The following is a 21,280-nucleotide window of genomic DNA, read 5'->3' as shown; positions in this document are numbered from 1 at the left end:
CAACTTATTCATTCCTCAAGGAGTCCACCGGATTGGCCGAAGCTGCTTTGATTGACTGATAGCCTACGGAAAGTAATGTGACAGCTAACATGAAAAGTGATATGGCGATATAAGTGCCCCCACCTACCTGCGTCCGGAAGGCATAATCCGATAAATACTCGTTGACTAAAAACCAGGCAATCGGGATACCAGCGAGTAAGCTAAAGCTGAAGAGGGCCACAAAATCATTGCCCAGCATAATAACGAGCCCCCAAACGGAAGCTCCCATCACTTTTCGGATGCCCAATTCTTTGGTTCTTCTTTCAGCGGTGAAAGACGCCAGGCCCACAAGGCCCAAACAGGAAATCAGGATAGCAATGACGGTAAAACTCAATGACAGCTTTCCCACAACTGCCTCCGTTCGGTATTCCCTGTCGAAAACTTCGTCGAGAAAAGTGTATTCGAAAGGGTAATCCGGGTTGTGCTGCTCAAAGATATTTTGAATCTGGGCAACGGTTTCCACCACTGGCCCCTGCCCGCCCAACTTTATAAAGTAGTGAGAACCGTTATTTTCAGTATACATGAAAATCATCGGCTCGATGCCAAACTTCAAATTGTTGTTGTGAAAATCATCTGTCACTCCAACTACTTTCCCTTTTCCATTCCACATTTCGAGGTCTGCTCCTACGGCATGTTCAAGGTCTAACCCCATTACCTCGGCGGCTTTCCTGTTGATAATGTAATTGGACGCATCCTGACCCCCGATGAAATTCCGGCCATTTAGCATTTGGATGTTCATCGTGGGAATGAACTCAGCATCGCAGCGGTATATTTTGAAAAAGATGGAAGAGTTCGCAGGCTTTCCAGACCATACAGGATCTGTAGTAGTGATGGGTACTGTAAATATATTATTGCCCCCAAAGGCTATACTTTTCACCGCAGCCAGCTGATTCAAATCATTTTTAATGGCCGAATAGTTTCTGTCCGTGCCTTCGTTCCGATCCACTACTATGATATTCTCTTTATCAAAACCAAGGTTTCTTTCGCTGATGAACATTATCTGCTTGTATACTGCAATACTTCCCACGACAAGTATTAATGACGTAGTAAATTGAACGATGACAAGTGCTTTACGAAGCGTGTTTCCGGTCAGGCCTGGTTGTGCATTTCCCTTTAAAACCCTGGCTGGATGGAATCTAGACAAAATAAAAGCCGGGTAACTTCCTGCCAACAATCCACAAGTAGCCGCCACTCCCAACACGCCAAAAGCAAGCACAGGATTGGTAAAGTCTAATTCAATAGATTTGCCAGTGATGTCGTTAAAGAAGGGTAGCAGCAGCTGAACAACCCCCATGGCAAAAAGCAGCGCAATGAAAGATAACAGCAACGATTCGGTCATAAACTGAATAACCAGGTCGGATTTGTGAGCACCTATCGATTTTCTCACGCCTACTTCACGACTTCTATTGGCCGATCGGGCCGTTGAAAGGTTCATGAAATTAATACACGCCATAACAAGGATTAAGAGGGCTACAGCGCCAAAAAGGAAAACCTGCTGTATTCTTCCACCGGTGTTTTTCCCATTCTCAAATTCAGCGTACAGCCTCGACTTCAGGTAGGGAAACAAAAGGGGTGTTGTTGAGCAATCGGAGCAGTTCTTTTTGATTATGCCAGCCAGTTTCTGGTTGGCGGCGTCAGTAAAGTCAGCGGATTTCAGCATCACCACTGTTTTTGTCCCGCCACTTTTCCAGTGCTGTGTCCACGGATTCTCCTTTGTGAAAAGCTCGAAAGGAACAACAAAGTCAAATTGAAGGGTTGAGTTTGGCGGAATATTAGCAAAAACGCTGGTGACGGTAAGTTCACTGGATGCTCCCAGGTGCAAGGTTTTACCAATTGGATCTTCCTTTTCAAACAGTTTTTTGGCAAGATTTTCAGAAATAGCAATTGCTTCAATGCCGGTCAGGGGTTGGACGGCATTACCACTTACGATGGGGAAACTAAATACCTTGAAAAGTGCAGGGTCGGCATAGATTCCACTTTCATTGAAAGCATTGGCTTCATATTTCACCAACAGCTCCGTTTCCATGCTGTGCTGGGTGGCCAATTCCACTTCCGGTATTTCACTTACGATGACGTCTTTCAATAATGCAGGAGTGGCAGCATAAGTCTTAATACTCCCGTCCGGATATTCGCCATTGATCAGTACCTGGAAAATTCGGTCACCATTGGCATGAAACCGGTCAAATGACAATTCATCAGTCACCCACAGGAGAATAAAGACATTGGCGGCAATGCCAACCGTCAGTCCAAGGATATTAATAAACGAATAACCCTTGTGGCGAAGCAAATTGCGCCAGGCGATTAAAAAGTAGTTTCGGAGCATAATAAAAGTCATTTCTTGTCATTTAACTTAGTAAATTATTCTGTTCGAAGTGAATCCACTGGGTTGGCTCTGGCTGCTCTTATGGACTCCGCAGCCACTGTTGTCACAGCAATAAGCACCACAAATGTCAGCGCCAGCCCAAACTGCCACCATGCGACATTGGCCCGATAAGCAAAGCCTTCCAGCCAGGCCCGCACCGACCACACAGCCAATGGCACAGCAATTACCTGAGCGACCAGCACGAGCACGACAAATTCTGTGGTCAGCAACCGAAGCAGGGAACTGACTGTCGCTCCCAGCACCTTTCTTATACCGATTTCCTTTGTTCGCAACTGGATGAGGAATCCAGAGAGGCCAAACAAACCCAAGCCAGCCACTGCCAGTGACAATATGGTGAGGTATGAAAACAAGGACATGGCCGATTCCTCCGTTTTGTAGAGTGACTCCATTCGCTTGTCGAGGTAGTGGTATTCCATCGGCTCGCTTGGAAAAAGCTTCTTCCATATCTCAGCAACCTGGCCCCGCATGTCAGTTTGCGATTTGATCAACACAATGTCTGTTTCAAACTGCTCGTCAGGCTTTGTATTGCCCAGCCAATACATAACGATGGGGTCAATGGGATTGTGCATGGAATTATAGTGGTAGTCTTCCAGCACTCCGGTAATTTCATCCTTACCGTCATCCAAAAGGAACGAGCCCAGGTCTGCACCTATGGGGTCATCTGACACGCCTGCTGTTCTGGTAAAGCTTTCGTTTACCACAACTCCTCTCAGTTTTGAGCTGCCGTCGTTGGCGATAAATCCCTCGCCTGACTTCATTTTCATACCCATCAAATCAAAATAGTCTTCATCGACCCGTATGATATTCAGCCAGTATTCATCTTCTCTGCCCCCTTCCAGCACCGTCACATTACCCTGAGGCATGAACGAGCCCGGTGACGCACCGAAATCAGCCAGACTCACTTTTTCGACACCAGCCATGTTCATCAAGTCATGCTTCAGCGCTGGGCCAGCGGTTTGCAGCTTTCTGTTGCGGGGCATCTCCAACACCATGATCCCTTCCTGGTTGAAGCCGACATCCTTGTTGTGTAAAAAATCAAGCTGTAGGTAAATGGCCACCATGCCACACATTAGCACGCTGGAAATAGTGAATTGCAAGACAACGAGCACCTTCCGAAGAGAAAAGCGACGAGGACTGACTCCCAACTTCCCTTTGATCACGTCGACGGTAGGGCGTTTTGAGAGTAGTATGGCGGGGTAAACTGATGAAGCCACAACCAATAAAGCGAGCGAACCAAGTGCAGTGACCGTTAGATAAAAAGTTACTTGATCTGTGAAAGTGAAGTCTTTTCCCAAGATACTATTGAGCGGATACAGACCCACCTGCACAAGCGTGTATGCCAGCAAGCCTGACACACTAACGATTAGCCAAGCCTCAGTAACGAATTGAAAAATTAACTGATTTCGGGTGGCGCCAATGGTTTTTCTTATGCCCACTTCCCTGGCTCTTTCCAGTGTGCGGATAGTAGTCAGGTTAACGTAATTGAAGAGTGCTAAAAAGAAAAGCATAGCGCCTGAAAGGGCAAAAATGATTGGATACGCTTTGTTACCCTTGGCAGTATCTGCTTGTATGCCCTCAGTAAAATGCAGGTCACGCAATCGTTGAGTTTCCAGGCTGATGCTCATACCCTCCATTTCGCCACCTTCCTTCGACTCGGCATAGTGCTTACTGGCAAATTGTTTTACTTTCTCTTCAAATGCGGGCCTGTCGACATGCTCACCCAGCAGCACATAGGTCGTGAAACCTATCATCAAAAAGTCTTTCCGGTCAGGTCGTCCATCTCTGATCAGGGCCCGAATGGGCAAATCAACGTTAGAGGGCAGGTCAGCCATCACGGCCGTTACCTGATAGTCCTGGCCATTGATCTCAATTGTTTTTCCAATAGGAGAAGTGCTCTCAAAGTACTTGTTCGCCAAACTTTGGTCAAGCACTACAGTATTTAACTCCCTCAAAGGATCTTCCTGATCACCCTGGATCAGGTGGAAAGTGAAAACGTCAAACACCTGAGGGTCTGTCACGATAATATCTTCTTCCCTGATAAGCTCCTCGTTCCTTTTGAAATAAAACCTTTCCCTGATGGTGCCCGACACCCTGACAAACTCCTTTACCTCAGGAAGTTCTTCTTTCATGACGGGCCCGACACCCTGACCAGAATAGACTGCCCGTTGGGTTCCTTCAGGTGTTTCAAAAATAGAGGTAACACGTACAATCCGATCCGCTTTTTCATGGTAAGCGTCAAAGGTCAGCTCGCTGTGTACATACAACAATATCAGCACACACGCAGCCAGCGACACCGCCAATCCAAAAATATTGATCAGTGAAAAGGTTTTGTTTTTCAGCAGGCTGCGCCAGGCTATTAACAAGTAGTTTTTGAGCATAATCAGCTTCGTTTCTGGTAACTTAAACTATTCACTTCTTAAGGCTTCCACCGGGTTAATTCTGACCGTCTTTAAAGTGTGATAAAGCAAAGTGATCATGGCTATACCCAAAAGTATGCCGAGCGGCAGTGCAAATTCCCTCCAGCCCAGCTCCATTCGGTAGGCATAGCCATTGAGCCATTCTTCCATCAGGAAGTAACACACAGGAAGGGCTACCGCTGCGCTTATCAGCAGCAACGCAAGAAAGCGACTTGAGAACAGCACCGCAAGCCCTGAGAAAGATGCTCCCAATACTTTCCTGATCCCTATTTCTTTCGTTCGCTGAATAGCTTCAAAAGACGCCAGGCCAAATAGCCCCAAACAGGCGATAACAATGGCAATGAAAGAAAAACCGCTAAAAGCCTGCTGAATTTGCTGGTCGGCGGCATACTGCTGCTCGAACGACTCATCAAGAAAATAGTGGTCGAAAGGATTGCCGGGAAAAAACTCTTGATAAGCTTCCCGGATTTCGGCCACTGCCTGCTGGGTGGTGCCAGGCGATATTTTGAAAAGAAAGTACGAAGGTGCCTGTTGTTCCAGGTAGTAGATCATTGCCTCAATCTCGCTACCCAAGCCATACTGATGGTGGTCCTTCACCACACCCACAATAGTCCAGGCGCCAAAGTCGCCATCCATGTAGCGAATCGTTTCTCCCAATGCTTCTTCGGCATCGGCATACTGGAGCAGCTTCAGCGCCGATTCGTTGACAACCACGGCCCGCTTGTCAGTCTCAAGGACAGGGTTAAAATCACGCCCGGCTACGAACTCCATATCTACAAGTGAAAGAAAATAAGGATCAATAGCGCCCTGCCCATATTTGTCGCTGGCACCTTTCCCCTCCGCTAACTGCCTTGCATAGTTGTAAAATATTGATTCTCCCGGCACCACTACACTCCTGGAAGCATTCACAATACTTCTGCCCGCCATCAGTTCGTTACGAAACAATCGAAACTTCTCCTCCTGGTCACCAGAAACAGCGTCGGGGGCAAGTGCCACCACTACCTGATCCAGGTTGATACCCAGGTCCTGCGAAAACATGAAATCTACCTGGTTCTTGACGGTAAACGTGGTCACCAAAAGCGACAACGACAGCCCAAACTGCACAGCCACCATGATCCTGCGAAGAAGCACGCCTCCGCTAGAATGCGCCACCCGGCCTTTTAGAATGGCCACTGGCTGGTAGGATGAGATGACCCTGGCAGGATAGTAACCTGCCAGAAACGATCCGAAGACGATGACAGCCGCCATGGGAAGCAACAGGTCGCTATCGAGGATCACCTTCCAACTTACAGTGGTGGGCATCACCGACTGAAGCAACGGCTGGGCAAACTGAAACAAAGTAACTGCAAGGATAAGCCCCATCAGGTTAATAAGCAGCGCCTCTAACAAAAACTGCCCCATGAGCTGGTGCTTGCCAGCCCCCACCACTTTCTTGATGCCCACTTCACGGGCCCGTTCCAGGCCCTTGGCAGTGCTCAGGTTGATATAGTTGAGCCAGGCGATGACCAATATCACCAGCGCAGCCACCATTAAGATGGAAACCACCAGGTAGCTGCCGTTGGGCGTCATTTCCTGTGTGTAGTGCGAGTACAGGTGAATATCCTCCAGTGGCATCACGCTTGCGGTGGGCTTGTCTCCTTCGCTCCAGTCGTTGAAGGCCTCGTTGGCAGCCAGCCATGGGTTCAGTTTGGTATTCAGTTGCTCTTTTGTAGTGCCCGGAGCCGTGAGCAGGTAGGTGTAAAAGTTCACCCAGTAAAAGCTTCCGTCGGCATAAGAACCCGGCTTGATATAGGTGTCAAAGGAAATAACCAGGTCTCCCTCCATATGGGTATTGGCCGGCATATCTTCCATAACGCCTGTCACTTGCAGGCTCATGTCCCAATCGTCGCCCTCCTTGAGGCGGAGAATTTTGCCCAGTGGGTCGGCGTCTGGAAAATAGCGATCAGCTGCCGACCGGCTCAGCACTACCTTGTTGGGTGCGTCCAGCACACTTTCCCTTACACCAGACGTCAGCGGCAATGAAAACACTTGAAAGAAGTCCTGGCTGGCGAATAGGATTTTGGCCTCATTAAAAACCTTGTCCTGATAGCTGACATTTACAGGGCTAAAGGTTTTGTAAATCCTGGTCATTGTTTCCACTTCCGGAAAATCGGTAACAAGCTTAGGACCCGCACCTGATGCTGCCTTTGGGAGTGCCAACGCCGTCTCACCTTCCTGATTGAAGCTCCAGTCTACCCTGAATATCCGCTCTTTGTTGTCTAAAAACTGGTCGTAGCTTTGCTCAAAAGCTACATATTGCATGATCAGCAAACTGGTGGCGATGCCCACTGCCAATCCGCCGACGTTGATGAAGGTGAGTAGCTTGTTTCTGGAAATATTGCGCCAGGCTATTTTGAGGTAGTTGAAAAGCATGGAACTTCTTTTAGTGTTTTGATCCTATGACTCTTACATGCCACAAGATGTGCCAAACATCAAAATACTAAAAATCAGGTAATTACAACGAAAACCAGCAGCAAAGTGCACCAAAATGAAACAATGAAGTGTTTCATTTTGAAACGATTGGTATTCATCTTTCAAGGGCTTGACCGGACTCCTGGGTATTCAGGGTTTGCACATAGTTCAAGCGTTCGTGAGGTGATTAACAGTTTATCCTATTGCCCAGTTTTCGAGTTCAATCCCCTCGAGTCTTTCAAATTCCCTCGTGTTTTGGGTAACCATTAGATATTTCATTCAAATCTCTCAATTTCACGATGTTGAACCCCTGATTCTCTGATGTCAGAAACCATCTCCTCGGCAGTTCGGGTATCTTCCCATGCCCCAAACAAATGGTCAATACCCCTTTTTGTATCTCTCTTTGGTTCAATTGAATTGGTCAATTCAATAATCAGCCTTTTCTTAGATTGGGTATCCATATTCTTAAGAAAGCCAAAATATCGGGATATTGATTTATCGCTTATTTTCAAAGTTGCCATAGCATAAAGTTACTTGATCTTACCAATTATAACAGTTTTACCAGCTTTTTAGCTTTTGATCAAGAATTAATTTTGTGGTTGCCCCTGTTAAAACGGAAGGGAGATTCAGGGTTCGCACATAGTTCAAGCATCAGCCTGGATGGAACCTCAAAACCTTTTCGATTCGTCTTGAAAACAGCGCCAACGGGGGCGTGGGCGCATCCTGGAGACTATCCTAAATATAATTCTCATTACTAATACTAGTATATTATTAATTAGTATATTTATCAATTAATTAATATAATAATGTTACTTATATCTATTCCTAAAGCGCAACAAAAGCTTGCTGCGAACATCAAGGCGCTGCGGTTGGCCCAGGGACTGACCCAGGAAGGTTTAGCGGAAAGAGCCGACGTAAGTTTGCCAACACTTCGAAAGTTTGAGCAAAAAGGGGTGCTCTCCCTCCTTTCATTTGTAAAGCTTTGCATGGCCCTTGGCTGTCTGGAGAAAGTATTGGAAGCAACAACCAGCAGACAGGCTCAATTTTCTTCCATTGATGATGTGCTGAAGGGCCAAAAGGCTGCAACACCAAAACGAGGCTGGAAAAAATGAGTAGGCACACACCAGTGAAGGAAATCAAAGTTGGCCTTCTGTTTGCCAGCGACACGATTCCGGTAGGGCGACTGGCCAGCCGGGACAATAGAATTTACTTCGGGTACGACCAGTCGTTTCTTGGGCTTGACTTGCCCATTTCTCCTTTCAAACTACCACTTCAAACAGGGCTTCACAGCTTCGACCCATTTCTTTTTGAGGGATTGCCCGGCGTGTTTGACGACAGCCTGCCTGACGGCTGGGGGCGCCTGCTTATCGATCGCTTTTTAAAAAGCCAGGGAATACTACCGGCTGAATTTTCACCTTTAGACCGACTGGCCCTGGTTGGCTCAACCGGTCCTGGCGCTTTAGTGTATGCCCCAGATCACAGCAGCCAGGCTTCCGGTAGCCATCTTGACCTGAATAAACTGGCCAACCAGACCCGAGACGTTCTGAATGGGGAAGCCAGTGAGGTTTTAAAGGAATTGATTGACTTAGGTGGCTCCTCAGCAGGTGCACGGCCAAAAGTATTGGTGGGCTTGGATGGGGAGAAAAAAAATATCATCCATGGAAAACACCAGCTGCCTGAAGGCTACGAGCACTGGATGGTGAAGTTTCCCAACGCCAATGATGGTGATGACGCCGGAGCCATTGAGTTCGTCTATTCCCTGATGGCACGACAGGCAGGGCTGATCATTCCCCCCACTCACCTTTTTCCTGCTGATAAAGGCCCGGGATATTTTGCTATCAAACGTTTCGACTGCTCGCCAGGCAGGCGCTGGCATATGCACACCGCCGGCGGACTGCTGCATGCCAATTTCAGGGTGCCGGCGCTGGATTATGAAAACCTGCTTGAGCTAACGCTGGCACTCACAAAAGACGCCAGAGAAGTGGAGAAAATGTACAGGCTGGCTGTTTTCAATGTGCTTGCTCACAACAGAGATGACCATGGGAAAAATTTCTCGTTTTTGATGGATCAACATGGAGACTGGACGCTCGCCCCTGCCTATGACCTAACCTTCTCTTCCGGCCCCGGAGGGCAGCAAAGCACAATGGTGATGGGTGAAGGCCAGTTCCCTACCATTGCTCATTTAATGCAGCTTGGTAAACAAACCCACCTTTCCGGTAAAGACGTAACCGCCATCATCGATCAGACAGCTGAAGCACTTTCTCATTGGGAAGAGTTGGCAGGAACCTTCGGAGTAAGGAGAAACAATATAAAGCTGATTAGATCCAGAATGCTAATCTGAGAGTTACTTCATCTTTCAGCCTGACTGCTAACGAACAGCTAAAATCGGTAGACGGACATCGGTAAACAAACCTAGCTGACAAACCTTGACAAGCATATCAGTAAGCCAGGTTTTTTTTAATATCTCCGTTAGCTTTTTGTCTTTCGTCACCCATTGCACCGTTCGTATTTGTTCGTCCATGCGGTGGGAGTAGCCGCTCTCTTTGACAGGTTTTAGTTGCGGGTTGGATTGTGCAACCTGCCAATGGTAATGGCGTTGGGTGCTAGATCGCACCAAATAGAGTTCGTTTGTCCTTAAGAGATGCCAAGTTTACAGACTTGATGTTTGAGAGATCGGATTTGAATTTCACTTCGCTAACATTCAACGGAATGTTTATTTCTTCGATTTTCTCAATATCTGATGTGTCATAAAATTGCAAAGATTGCTTGGCAATTTCATAATCGAATTTTATTGCAATAGAATGTTCCAAAGAATTCCCAAGCGTTCTGAAAACAACAAATGTGAGTTTGTCAATTGTTTCAAAGTCAGAGTCAAGTTTCTCGCTAATTCTTTCAACCAATTGTTGAATATTATGACCTGAATTGTGCTGCTTTAGAAACACCGAGGCAATTAAAACTCGAGAATCATGTGGTGGATTTAATTGCTCGGCCGAGAAGATATGTTTTCTCTCAAAGTTCGAACTGCTCTTGACTTCAATCCTTTCCAGCCCTGTATTAAAATCGAATTTTTCCTCAGGCACATTGTGCCAGTAGTTTAGCAAAACTTTAGGGTCGGTAGCATTTTCAATCACGAAAAGTTCGGCCCATAAACCGTTGACGGTGTTGGCGGGTGATTCTGTGAGCGTTTTGAATACCTCTAAGAATTTCTTCATAGATTCTACAACTTCCTGCTGAGTGGGATTTTGGCCGATTGTTTTTACAAGTGATTCAGATATTCGTAAGAAGTACTCTTGAAGATTAGGATCAATGCACCGAAAGGTTAAAGCAGTTAAGGTCTGAATTTTGGAAGATTCATTTTCGAAAATCTTGCACTCCAGGTTTTGTTCGAGTTGCAAGTACTTTAAGCGGAAATTTTTTAATCTCAAATCCTTAATCCTCTTTGCGACTGAAAGCAATAAAACAGGGTTACCTTCAAAATCAATTCCCATTCGAAAATTAGGAAAATCGGGGATAGGCACTGCATTGAAAACCTTACTATCATTTTCGGGTATATCTAGTGAATTGAATAGCTCAATTAGATTCATGCTTGCCTGATTATATCTGTTCCCATATGCTCAGGTATCCAAATCGCAAGCGTAGGAGTATTTACATATTCAGTATCTCGTATGTTCAAAAGATGAACCTGAATTGTCAAGAGATTCTCTTCTTTGATTTCTGAATCCCCAGGATAAGTTACTTCCCCTGTTCTTGGGTTACGACCTTGAAATAATTGTTGGATTTCATCATTTCTATTCAGTCGACGAGTTCTCGGTGCCCAGTTTTCGATTGAATTGGCACTCATTAGATAGAGCAGGCATTCGTCACTAGGGTGTTCTTCTTGGTATCCCTTTAGGATACCTCTCAAGCTTGAATAAGTTGCTGAATCACTTTCACGTGTGAAACGGAGTTTGTTTAGTAAATGCTCCAAACATTCACCTATTGGTAAGCGAGCAACCAAATGTTTCTGATCCTCCGTCCGTGCAGGATGCCCCGCATCTTGACTGAAAGAGTTTGATCGGGGTTGGAGGAATGCAAAGAGAGCATTCCGATTGTACTCTATAAGTTCATCTGTATCATGTGGAGCATTTATCCTAAACCAATCACTTCCGAATGTATCTCTATTTAGATCATCGTAAATAATGTTACGTCTAGTCAAATTAAGCATCTGATTTAGCACCGCTTCTCTACCCCAATCGTTCAGGTGCCTATCGTTCAAGTGAAACTCTTGCAGTCTGTTTCTTACATCCTCTTCGTGTTCAATAATGAAATTGTAGGAGTCAATTGTTACCTGGTCGAGGAATACCCTACAATATCCCAAGTAACCTCTCTTATATCCAAAGAACCTTGCCCGCTGTTGAATAGTGTCAACATTACCCGTACCTATATTTCTAGGCATGTAGGTAACTGTTAATCCTTCAACTGTAAAGCCTCGATCCATGGATTGACCACCTACCAAAATCCATGAATAAAAGACATTCCAAGGAATTTGAGGAGTTTCACCACTTCTTGAGTTCACCTCAACGATTCTTGTATAACGTAAAGCATGAATCAAATCATTTCCAGTAAGCACCTCAAAACCAGGCAGGTCAGGAACAGTCTCTGATAACTGTTGATACGATTCTCTAAACTCGTCTAATAGTTCCCTCTTTTCATCTTCATCTGTTCCTGAAAGCAGTCTTTGCCAACTATTGCAAGTATTTCTTATCCAATTGGTAAATTCAACATGGTCGCCTTGTAGTCTAGATGGGTGCACAAGCATAGTTCTATTTCGTGGCGGCTGCTTCGGCTCTCCGGCTACAACACCCAAAAAGAAAATACGCAATGCCGACTTCAGGCTGTCAGGTATTTCATGAAGTGGATTGTTGATGCCTGGAATTTCAGCCGGTGGAATTTCTTGAATCAAATTTGGATTATTTCTAAAAAAATCAATCCCACCAGTATACTCCAAACCTGGGGTTAATAGCTTAATAAAGTTTGGTGACAACCTGTCCATAATATTAATGAACAAATTGGCCTGTGGTGTTGCTGTGTATTGTAGAAAAGTATGGTGAGGAAATACATTTCTAAGGACAGTAATTCTTCGATAAATCGTCGAAACTTGAGTTTCTGTTAGACTTTCAATGTCTAAGTTCTGCCGAGCAGCCCATCTAGCTCTGGTGTTTAAACTGGCTTGGTCTCCCTCATCATCGATTATTAAGGTTGGAACCCCTGAAAGATTATGACCTGATAAGGTATTGACAAGATTATTTAGGTGAGATTGATTCTTCATTACTGTAATGAGCAACGTTTGACACCTATCATTCGATAAAGTTGGATCAGCCCATTGAGCGAGGGTTGCTTCTATTGCTTCCGAATCTTGTCTTCCATTCGGATTTTGAAGCATGGTCCATTTTCTATCAAAACGAGAATTGTACCTTAAATCCTCAGCCAATCTTTGAGTTGACTGGTTAACTAGATTTGTCGAAACGCCAGCAATAACGATTACGATTTGATAGTTATTATCCCTTGCCAAGGCTGTAAGAGTAGTAAAGGAAAGGGTTTTACCACTCTGGACATAACCTATAATAATTCCAGTCTCATTATTTGTTGGATTATTTGGGTTACCACAAACCTGCATAATCCTATAGGTCTCATCAAGAATTCTTTCACCACCTTCGGTTAATGTTCCATCTTGGGAGGTAAAACCTTTGCTTCTCAGCAGATCGTTAGTTTCTTCACCGACAAATGGCTGCCAATCACCATTCGACTCTTGGTTATGAATTTCAATAATCTCTGTCATTCGTGAAATTATTTTGAGAGATTGGAAATAAGTTCATTAAAATTTCTTCTTACTTCACCCTGATTCTTGTAACTGTCTTTAGCAATTATTTCCGATAATCCGAATGCTGCTGCAATTCTTAGCACAGGCTCAACCTTATTTGGGTCAGAACCAACATGCTCTACCATAAATGGATGAGTGAGAGAAAGACGGATACCAATTTGCCTTATGCCTTCTTCAAACAAACCATCTTTTATAAAGCTGTCTCCTATTTCAATTAATTCAGTCAGCGATGGGTCATATGATAGCTCGATGGACACTTTCCAATCGATTTTGTTAAACCGTATCTCAAAACTTCTGTGTATAGTCTTTTCAGTTTGAGTAAGTGTTTTTTTATCAGAAGCTTCCTTGCCAATTGTAGTGTTTACAACCTCGGTTACTGCTTGTGTTCCTTTATTCTGTAAATCGTCAGCAGTTCGATTGAGGGCTTTAATGGATGCTTTATATTCTTTCTCTGTTGCTCTTACTCGATATTGCTCAGCTTGCTGAAGCAATGGGAAGTTTTGAGAGCTAATATCATCTTTTAGTAATCTCAGAAAGACGTCCAAATTTTCATCCCATTGAATCCCCTTTTTTGTAAACGAAACATCAAAACCCTCAAGGTGGAGTTCACCAAATACTCTCTGATATCTGTAGCTATTTGGCGCCCCGAAGATGAAATCTGGCCTAAATCCATTATCAAAACTTCCTTCGATAACTCTACCCCTTCGAAATAATGCGAAACCAGCCTCAGCTGTTGACCCAGTTTCTCGAATTGCTACAAAACCTCGAACCCTGAGGCCTTTCTCAACTGGAAAATCAATATCCTTTTTCCATAGAATTGGTTCCCCCTTTGGGTCGTCGTATTTGGGGACATCCAAGATTTTTGGATCTTGATATTGCAGTACCATTGAATCAACAGTTAATTTCAATTCCCCACTTCGTATGAACTCTCGGTAAATGCTAGTAAGGTGTGATTTCACTTTGCCAAGTCCTTTGCGTCTTGGCATTTTGTTTACACTAAGAAGTTCAATAATCGTGTAATGATATTCTTCCTTAGTTGGCTCTGATATGAATTCCAGTTCTTCAATCTTGTCCTCGAAGATTTTATTCATATCAAATTTCACCGTCTTCTCAACTGGTTCACCAATCGCAGTTGTTCTTACCGTCCATTCATCAGAAAACCAGCAAGAAGCAGACTTCATTCCCATTCCAAATTCGGATAAACCTGTTGTGTCAGACGGGATCTCAGCCGCTCTAAAAGCTCGTGGATAGTTGTGTTCTTCAATCCCCGCAGCGTTATCACGGATTGTTATTTTATTTTCAGGATCATTTATTTCAATGCTAACGCTAAGCTGGAAATTGCCTCCATGTAATTGGTTGAGCCGTTCCTTATTGTTTTGATAGCTCGCAATTGCATTATCAACATATTCTGCTAACGCAAACCACGTTTCATACTCAAGGAACTTGAGAACGGATAACATAGAAACATTGGGTCGAATATTGATTTTACCGCTCATGATTCCACAGCCTTAGAAATTGGGACTTGATTGGTCTGCATTATTCCATTAATGTTTTTATTGTGCTTTAAAGATGTGGGACTTGATTCCTTAATTAACTCCTCAGCAATAAGGCTGACAATTCTAGCATTAACAGCATTTCCCAAGGCCTTAAATGCTGTTCCAAATTGATTTGGCATTTTCAACCTTTCTAATGATTGAAGTTTTGAAGCTTCTTTGATAGAGATATATCTGTTTTCCCATCCAATAATTGGGATCTGGGTCGACGTACTTGCAACCAATGCTGGTGAATAATTCCTTCTTTTCACCCTTATTCCTGACCCTCGGAATTGTACAATATGACTCCTAATATTTCTAGATTCACCTTTACAATTCCATTCGAATTTTTGCCAACTAGGAGGCATTTTCTGAATTTCTGGTAGAACAGGATCGACGTATTTTTTTATCCGATTGTAGTACTCTCGGTTCTGTAGAATAAACCTTTGCTTCCACTTTGGAAATTCTTCATTTTCTTGCTCCGTTCTAGCATATTTGGGTAATCTCTCTAGTTGATCATGTTTTGTCATACCGTGCAAAGATTGTCCAAACGAACCAAGGTAGTCATCGAGTTCTTCTCGTTTAAGATGGTATGGGGCTTTTTGATCAATAGGATAGTCGGCTCCAAACTCCATCGTCCAGATTGGGAACGAAGGTAATTCAATGTTAGCAGGTACTCTGTCTACAAATTCTTGCCACAAATCAAGACAAGTAGATTCTCTTGCAGGTAGGTATTTTGTGGTTGTTGAAATTGGTTCTAATATGTTGTCAATACTCAACTTTGAGTTCTCGAGTGGTTCCGGCCAAGAAAAATGAGTCAAGCCGTCTCGTGCACCTACAATAAATATCCTTTCTCTAATTTGTGGAATTCCAAATAAATGAGGCGAAAGCTTTCGGTTATCTATTTCATACCCTAAAATGTCTTCTAATGTATGCGAAATGATATCCCAAGTTCTTCCCCTATCGTGATTTTTTAGATTGGCAACATTTTCTAAAATAAAATACTTTGGTTTGTGAAATTTGATGATTCTTGAGATATCGTCAAAAAGAGTTCCACGATGAAGATCATTCATCCCGTTTTGAGATCCCGCTTTTGAAAAAGGCTGACACGGAAAACCGGCACATAGGAGATCATGTTCAGGAATATCTTCTGCATTAATCTCACGAATATCTCCAGCAGGTTCGATTTTGAAGTTATCTGCGTAAAGAGACCGAAGTGATAAATCTATTTCTGAGGCAAAAACACATTCGAAATTTAATGAACTTAAACCTTCATGAAAACCACCCAAGCCTGAAAATAAATCTATAAACTTTAATTGTTCGGCTTCATCAATCATTCAATTAATTTGTTTTTCGAAATACATCCAAATCTATCGTTATTAGTCCATGTTAGCAAGACTCAGGTTATTTTGGTTTTTGTGATTTGGTGTTGCGCTGAAAAGAGCCAAACGTGCCTGAATGTACGGCTAGTCTACGTCACGGCATAAAACGATTGTATAAACCACACCCTACCCCAATTAGCGTTTATAGTCCAGTTAGTCATAAGGTCTCCAGCGCCAACACTTGGCTCATACCAACCATATAAACATATATTTTGAATGATTCTTACAATGCCCCCTGGAGAAAAGAGCGTCGGTGACATTGCCTACTGCGAAACCCAATCGAGACATTGCCGCAACTCATTCATCTCTCAGCGACTCAACAGGATTGATCCTTATCACTTTCAAAATATGCCACCCACTAACGGACAAGGCAAATAGGACAATGCCTGCCAGCGGTGCAACCAAAGCCCAGATGGGCAGGGCAATTCTGTACGGATAGCTTTGCAGCCATTCGCTCATTCCGTAATAAACCATTGGAATACAAATGACAGCAGCGATCAGCAGCATGAACACCACTCCTTTTGAAAGCATAATAAACAACCCAACGCCCTCAGCACCCAATACCTTCCTGATGCCTATCTCCTTGGTTCGCTGGTGGGTGTTAAAGGCTGTCATGGCAAAAAGCCCCATGCCTGAAAGAATAACGGCCAAAGTTGTGAACATCTCGAACAGACTACCTATCTTTTTTTCTTCTTCAAAAGTCTTCAGAAAAAACTCATTGAGGTAAGACTTATTGGCGGGCTTTTCAGAAAACTGCTTCCACATGTCAGGAAATGCTGCATTCAACGCCGGGAGCTCATTAGTATTGAAGCGGATCACAGCAACGAAGCCCTCCTTTGAGTACCGAAAAAAGAACGGAATGATAGGATCCTGCATGTTGAAAACATGAAAGTCATCGACGATGCCGATAACGGTGAAGCCCCGGTTAAAATCAACGTCTGTGACGGTCTTTCCGATGGCCTCTCCGGTTGCTACGTCCCAGCCAAAAGCACGACTCATGGCAGCATTGATAATCACATTGGAGGACTCATCGCCGTAGGCCTCAGAGAAATTTCTTCCGTACAAAAGCTTCATTTGCATCGCTTCCAGGAAGTGTTCGTCCACGGCAGCGTGAGTCACTCTAAAGGTTTCCGGTGCTTCAGCAGTCAGGTCCTGCATGGCGTTTCGGTCAAAATCGCTGGGGCCGGAAGGCACGTAACTGGCAATTGATACCGCCTCCACACCTGGCAGTGCCTCAAGTTCCTGGCGAACTGCGCTTCTGCTGGCAGACAAGTGGTCGATACTATTGATCAGCATTACCTGATCTTTGTTGTATCCCAATGGTTTTGTCTGGAGGTAATGCACCTGAGCCATGATCACCATTACACACGACAGCAATCCAATCGTAATAGCAAACTGAACCACCATCAGGGCATTTCGGGTGCTGCTCTTCTTGCTGCTAACTGATGTCTGCCCTTTAAGTGCATTTATTGTTTTAGCATTAGAAAGTAAAAAAGCCGGATAGATACCCGCAGCAGCGCCAATGACAATGCTACCGGCGAGCGCAACAGACACATACCAGCCAACTGACACCACGCCATCTCCCATATTAACGCCAAAATACTGCCCTACAAGAGGTGTCACTCCCTGCTGAAGGGTTAGCGCCAGGCCAAAGGCCACTACCGTGATCAGGATAGCTTCTGTCATGAACTGCAGGACAAGCCCTTCTCTCCTGGCACCCATCACTTTCCTTACGCCCACTTCTTTCAGTCTTTGGATATTGGAAGCTGCAGAAAGATTGATAAAATTAATGACTGCGAGTAGCAGGATGAGTACCCCTACGCCAAAGAAAATATTGACATAAGTACCATTGGCGTTGACAGCGATTTCGGTTTCGGCGTGAGATTTTAAATGTATATCCTCTATAGGCGTAGTTGTAAACTCGAATTCGCCCCCGGTCGCCAAAAACTCTGATAGGTTGACACCGAGGAATTCTTTTATTTCGGGGCCGATGTACTTTTCTGTTAATGCCGGGAATATGTCGTGCAATTGCTCAGCCGTTTGTCCCTTTGCCAGCTTCACATAGGTGAATACACCTTCTCCCAACCAATATTGTCTGCCACGAGGATTTAGATCAGAGGAAATTAAAACATTGAAGGTAAAATGCGTTTGCTGAGGCACATCGGCGCATACCGCAGTTACCCGCACAACTGCCTGATCCTCTATTTCCACCAATTCTCCTATCACAGACTCAGGTGATGCCTGATCGCCAAAATACTTTTTTACCATACTTTCAGTAAGCACAATCGATTTTGGCTCCGTGAGGGCAGTGGAAGGGTTTCCGGCTACAACAGGTATGGAGAACATGCTGAAAAAGAGAGAATCGGCATACACACCTTGCTCGCTGGGAAAACTCTTATCGCCAACGGAAATGTTGAACCTGAAATAGGGGCGGCTGAATATTGTCGCAATTTCGTCGATTCCGGGAAGCTCTTCTTTAAAAGCCTTTGCAGCCGGAGCACCTACTGTGGGAGAAATGATCACTTCACCTCCAAGCTTTATCCTGGTACCTACCCTAACGATCCTGTCTGCATCTGCGTGGTAGGTGTCAAATCCTCTGTGGAAAGACACAAACGTGAAAATAACAAGAAAAGTAGCCAGACCTATTGAAAGACCTGCCAGATTGATAAGCGAGAAAACCTTGTTTCTGCTCAGGTGGCGAAGGGCGATGATGAAATAGTTTCTTAGCATAGTTTGATCGTTAAAATTCAGCAACCCATTCAAGGAGGGTTATTCATATCTCAATGCCTTCACCGGGTTGTCCGTTGCAGCTTTGAATGCCTGCTGCGCCACGGTAAGAAAGGCGATCAAGAGCGCAAAGCCTCCGGTAAGGATGAACAGCAAAAGCCCTGGCTCAACACTGTAAGCAAAATCCTCCAACCACATCAAGCCTAGCCAGTAAGCGATGGGAGCAGCCACCACGGAGGCGATCAACACCAGTCCAAGGAAGTCTCTCGACATGAGCGACACAATATTGCCCACCGTGGCTCCCAGCACTTTCCTGATGCCAATTTCTTTGGTTCGCTGAATCGTGCTAAATGACACCAATCCGAACAGCCCGAGACAAGAGATCAAAATGGCAATAAGGGTCGCTGTAGAGGCGAGCTTCACCGTCCGGCGGTCAGATTCATAGGTTTTATTGATCGATTCATCAAGAAACTCATATCGGATGGGGTGGTTCGGATATACTTCATCCCACGCAGCTTTCACTTTGTCAACCACTGCGTCGGCACTGGCATGGCTACCACCTTCCAGGTTCAGCTTCACCCCTATATCGCTGCCCTCTTCGTCGTATACAAGAACCAACGGGTCAATTTCACTATGCAGTGACCTGTTGTGGAAGTCGCTGACAACACCCACAATCGTATGCTTTTCTGTTCCCCAATTTACTTGTTCGCTAATGGCATCATTGGGGGTTTCGTAGCCCAATTCCCTGGCAAATTTTTCATTAATCACCACTTCCTTAAGCGAATCGTTAGGCAGAAATGATCGGCCAGCCAGGAAATCAATCTCATAGAAGGAGAAATAGTCCACCTTGCCCCTTTTTATATGCACATCATGAATGACCTCATTTCCACTTTCGTCATAAGACTTAAGCAAATCTGAGCTCCAGTTGTTACTGGACGGCGGATTATCGTGCAAGGAGATGGCAGAAATTTCAGGTATTGAAGCCAGTTCAGCGGCAAGTCGCTCTCTTTTCTGGGCAGTTTCCCGCCAGGGAGTCCCTACCACCAGTATCTCGTCTTTCTTAAAACCCAGGTCTCTTTTCGTTAAAAAATCAACCTGCCAAATCATAAGCAGGCAGCATGCAATAAGTATTTGAGAAAAAGTAAACTGAAAAATGGTCAAACCTCTGCGGAGCAGCGCAGAGAAATTCTTCCCTTTTTCGGTATAAATCTGGCTCTTCAATGCCTTTACTGGCAAAAACTTACTTAGCACCAATGCCGGATACATGCCTGCCAGCGTTCCCACGAAAAGCACCAGCGCAATCAAATACCCCATTGTGGTAGGGTCGCCCAGATTTAGCGACATATCAGGAGACAGGAATTCATCAAAATAGATCAGCGCAAACTGACACAGGGGCAAGGCGAATGCCGTGGCTATTGATGTGAGCAAGATGCTTTCCGCCAGAAATTGAAAGACCAGTGTCGACCTCGAGCTGCCCAGCACCTTTCTGATGCCTATTTCCTTCGCCCTTCTGGTGGCCTGTGCGGTTTCCAGGTTAATATAGTTAATGGCAGCAATAAGAAGAATCAGCACAGCAACAAGGGCCAAAATCTTCAGGGTGGACCTGTTGGCCACGTCGCCAACGGAATTGAAAATCCCCAGCTCCGGATTAAAGTGAAGCTCCGACAACGGCTGAAGCATAAAATCCGCCACGAAGTCACCGTCCGTATGCTCTTCCATGTATTTCTCCTTCAGCAGTGCCACCTGGCTTTCGAAGTCTTCAACCTTGGTGCCTGGCGTCAGCACCACAAATGTTTGAGAGCCACTGTTTGTACTCCTCCAATCATTGAGGTTCACCCCAAAACGCTTTGCGGTAGCCACCGACACAAACTCGGTAAAACGAAAATCAGTTCTGAATGGAATTTCATTGACAACCCCCGTTAGCGTGGTCTGGATCGAGTCACGGTAGGAGATCGTTGTTCCCAGCATGTCCTGAAGAGAGGCCTTATCTCCAAAGTATTTTCTGAAAGTGCCTTCAGTCAAAACAACTTGATTGATGCCGGAAAGAGAAAAGGAAGGATCTCCGGCGATCCATTTGTAGGCCGGAAACATTTGAAAGTAGGAACTGTCCGTCAATATAGCGTGCAACCCCTCTCTGAACACAGCAGGGTCGGCGTCTGGTTGCGGCACTGCCACTTTGTTGCCCCCAACTTCAAAAAACTGAGCCACAGTTTCTACATTGGCAAAGCTCTCTCTGATGGCTGGACCAGAGCCGTTCGCCACCCCTCTGTTGGAGCCGGTAAAGGCACCGGTGAAGGTGGTATAGAGCCGGTAGATCCTGTCTCCATTGCTGTGCTGCGTATCAAAACCATTTTCGAACTCAATCATCAGCAGCATAACGAAACAGGTGCTGATGCCTATAGCCAAACCGAGCACGTTGATAAAAGCGAACATCTTTTTGCGAAGGATGTTGCGCCAGGCGATTTTGATGTAGTTAAAAAACATATTTT

General features: G+C 44.9%; 12 protein-coding genes. 2 read left to right on the top strand and 10 right to left on the bottom strand.

What is annotated here, in order from left to right:
- Positions 1-4: 4 nt before the first annotated feature.
- The 4 genes from RIF36_RS10680 to RIF36_RS10665 form a co-directional block, all read right to left on the bottom strand.
- The gene (locus RIF36_RS10680) at positions 5-2,374 is read right to left on the bottom strand and encodes an ABC transporter permease (RefSeq protein WP_350128783.1); all 2,370 of its coding nucleotides are present in this window, start codon (positions 2,372-2,374) and stop codon (positions 5-7) included.
- A gap of 23 nt (positions 2,375-2,397) precedes the next feature.
- On the bottom strand, positions 2,398-4,800 hold the full coding sequence (locus tag RIF36_RS10675) for an ABC transporter permease (protein ID WP_350149345.1): 2,403 nt from the start codon (positions 4,798-4,800) through the stop codon (positions 2,398-2,400).
- 27 nt (positions 4,801-4,827) lie between these two features.
- Entirely contained in the window at positions 4,828-7,251 is a 2,424-nt protein-coding gene (locus RIF36_RS10670; RefSeq protein WP_350128789.1) for an ABC transporter permease, read from the bottom strand.
- 314 nt (positions 7,252-7,565) lie between these two features.
- Positions 7,566-7,811, bottom strand: a complete 246-nt coding sequence (locus RIF36_RS10665) for a hypothetical protein (protein ID WP_350128792.1) — start codon at positions 7,809-7,811, stop codon at positions 7,566-7,568.
- 285 nt (positions 7,812-8,096) lie between these two features.
- On the opposite strand from RIF36_RS10665, the gene RIF36_RS10660 reads away from it, so the two are divergent.
- Both RIF36_RS10660 and RIF36_RS10655 read left to right on the top strand, forming a co-directional pair.
- Positions 8,097-8,402, top strand: coding sequence for a helix-turn-helix domain-containing protein (locus tag RIF36_RS10660; RefSeq protein WP_350075235.1), 306 nt, complete (start codon positions 8,097-8,099; stop codon positions 8,400-8,402).
- On the top strand, positions 8,399-9,631 hold the full coding sequence (locus RIF36_RS10655; protein WP_350128795.1) for a type II toxin-antitoxin system HipA family toxin: 1,233 nt from the start codon (positions 8,399-8,401) through the stop codon (positions 9,629-9,631). Before RIF36_RS10660 ends, RIF36_RS10655 begins: the two co-directional genes overlap by 4 nt.
- 262 nt (positions 9,632-9,893) lie before the next feature.
- Here the strand turns inward: RIF36_RS10655 and RIF36_RS10650 are convergent, their stop codons facing one another.
- The 6 genes from RIF36_RS10650 to RIF36_RS10625 form a co-directional block, all read right to left on the bottom strand.
- On the bottom strand, positions 9,894-10,874 hold the full coding sequence (locus RIF36_RS10650; protein WP_350075239.1) for a PD-(D/E)XK motif protein: 981 nt from the start codon (positions 10,872-10,874) through the stop codon (positions 9,894-9,896).
- Positions 10,871-13,108: a Z1 domain-containing protein gene (locus tag RIF36_RS10645; RefSeq protein ID WP_350075241.1), complete on the bottom strand. Its 2,238-nt coding sequence runs from the start codon at positions 13,106-13,108 to the stop codon at positions 10,871-10,873. Before RIF36_RS10645 ends, RIF36_RS10650 begins: the two co-directional genes overlap by 4 nt.
- 8 nt (positions 13,109-13,116) lie before the next feature.
- Entirely contained in the window at positions 13,117-14,646 is a 1,530-nt protein-coding gene (locus RIF36_RS10640; protein WP_350075243.1) for an ATP-binding protein, read from the bottom strand.
- Positions 14,643-16,019 (bottom strand): DNA cytosine methyltransferase, encoded by a 1,377-nt coding sequence (locus RIF36_RS10635; protein ID WP_350075245.1) that lies wholly within the window; start codon positions 16,017-16,019, stop codon positions 14,643-14,645. The genes RIF36_RS10640 and RIF36_RS10635 overlap by 4 nt, the downstream gene beginning before the upstream one ends.
- A gap of 342 nt (positions 16,020-16,361) precedes the next feature.
- Positions 16,362-18,794 carry an ABC transporter permease gene (locus tag RIF36_RS10630; RefSeq protein ID WP_350075247.1) on the bottom strand — a complete coding sequence of 811 codons (2,433 nt, stop codon included), beginning with the start codon at positions 18,792-18,794 and terminating at the stop codon, positions 16,362-16,364.
- 39 nt (positions 18,795-18,833) lie between these two features.
- Positions 18,834-21,275 carry an ABC transporter permease gene (locus RIF36_RS10625; protein ID WP_350128798.1) on the bottom strand — a complete coding sequence of 814 codons (2,442 nt, stop codon included), beginning with the start codon at positions 21,273-21,275 and terminating at the stop codon, positions 18,834-18,836.
- Between the last annotated feature and the right edge of the window lie 5 nt (positions 21,276-21,280).

The sequence above is a fragment of the Imperialibacter sp. genome (genome assembly GCF_040222815.1).
Lineage (GTDB): Bacteria > Bacteroidota > Bacteroidia > Cytophagales > Cyclobacteriaceae > Imperialibacter.
Note: the sequence above shows the minus strand (reverse complement) of the source record. Positions and strands in the feature narration are given on the sequence as shown.

Excerpts from the sequence above, each read along its gene's own strand:
- RIF36_RS10680 (WP_350128783.1), bottom strand. The coding sequence starts at position 2,374 with ATGACTTTTATTATGCTCCGAAACTACTTTTTAATCGCCTGGCGCAAT.
- RIF36_RS10675 (WP_350149345.1), bottom strand. The coding sequence starts at position 4,800 with ATGCTCAAAAACTACTTGTTAATAGCCTGGCGCAGCCTGCTGAAAAAC.
- RIF36_RS10670 (WP_350128789.1), bottom strand. The coding sequence starts at position 7,251 with ATGCTTTTCAACTACCTCAAAATAGCCTGGCGCAATATTTCCAGAAAC.
- RIF36_RS10665 (WP_350128792.1), bottom strand. The coding sequence starts at position 7,811 with ATGGCAACTTTGAAAATAAGCGATAAATCAATATCCCGATATTTTGGC.
- RIF36_RS10660 (WP_350075235.1), top strand. The coding sequence starts at position 8,097 with ATGTTACTTATATCTATTCCTAAAGCGCAACAAAAGCTTGCTGCGAAC.
- RIF36_RS10655 (WP_350128795.1), top strand. The coding sequence starts at position 8,399 with ATGAGTAGGCACACACCAGTGAAGGAAATCAAAGTTGGCCTTCTGTTT.
- RIF36_RS10650 (WP_350075239.1), bottom strand. The coding sequence starts at position 10,874 with ATGAATCTAATTGAGCTATTCAATTCACTAGATATACCCGAAAATGAT.
- RIF36_RS10645 (WP_350075241.1), bottom strand. The coding sequence starts at position 13,108 with ATGACAGAGATTATTGAAATTCATAACCAAGAGTCGAATGGTGATTGG.
- RIF36_RS10640 (WP_350075243.1), bottom strand. The coding sequence starts at position 14,646 with ATGAGCGGTAAAATCAATATTCGACCCAATGTTTCTATGTTATCCGTT.
- RIF36_RS10635 (WP_350075245.1), bottom strand. The coding sequence starts at position 16,019 with ATGATTGATGAAGCCGAACAATTAAAGTTTATAGATTTATTTTCAGGC.
- RIF36_RS10630 (WP_350075247.1), bottom strand. The coding sequence starts at position 18,794 with ATGCTAAGAAACTATTTCATCATCGCCCTTCGCCACCTGAGCAGAAAC.
- RIF36_RS10625 (WP_350128798.1), bottom strand. The coding sequence starts at position 21,275 with ATGTTTTTTAACTACATCAAAATCGCCTGGCGCAACATCCTTCGCAAA.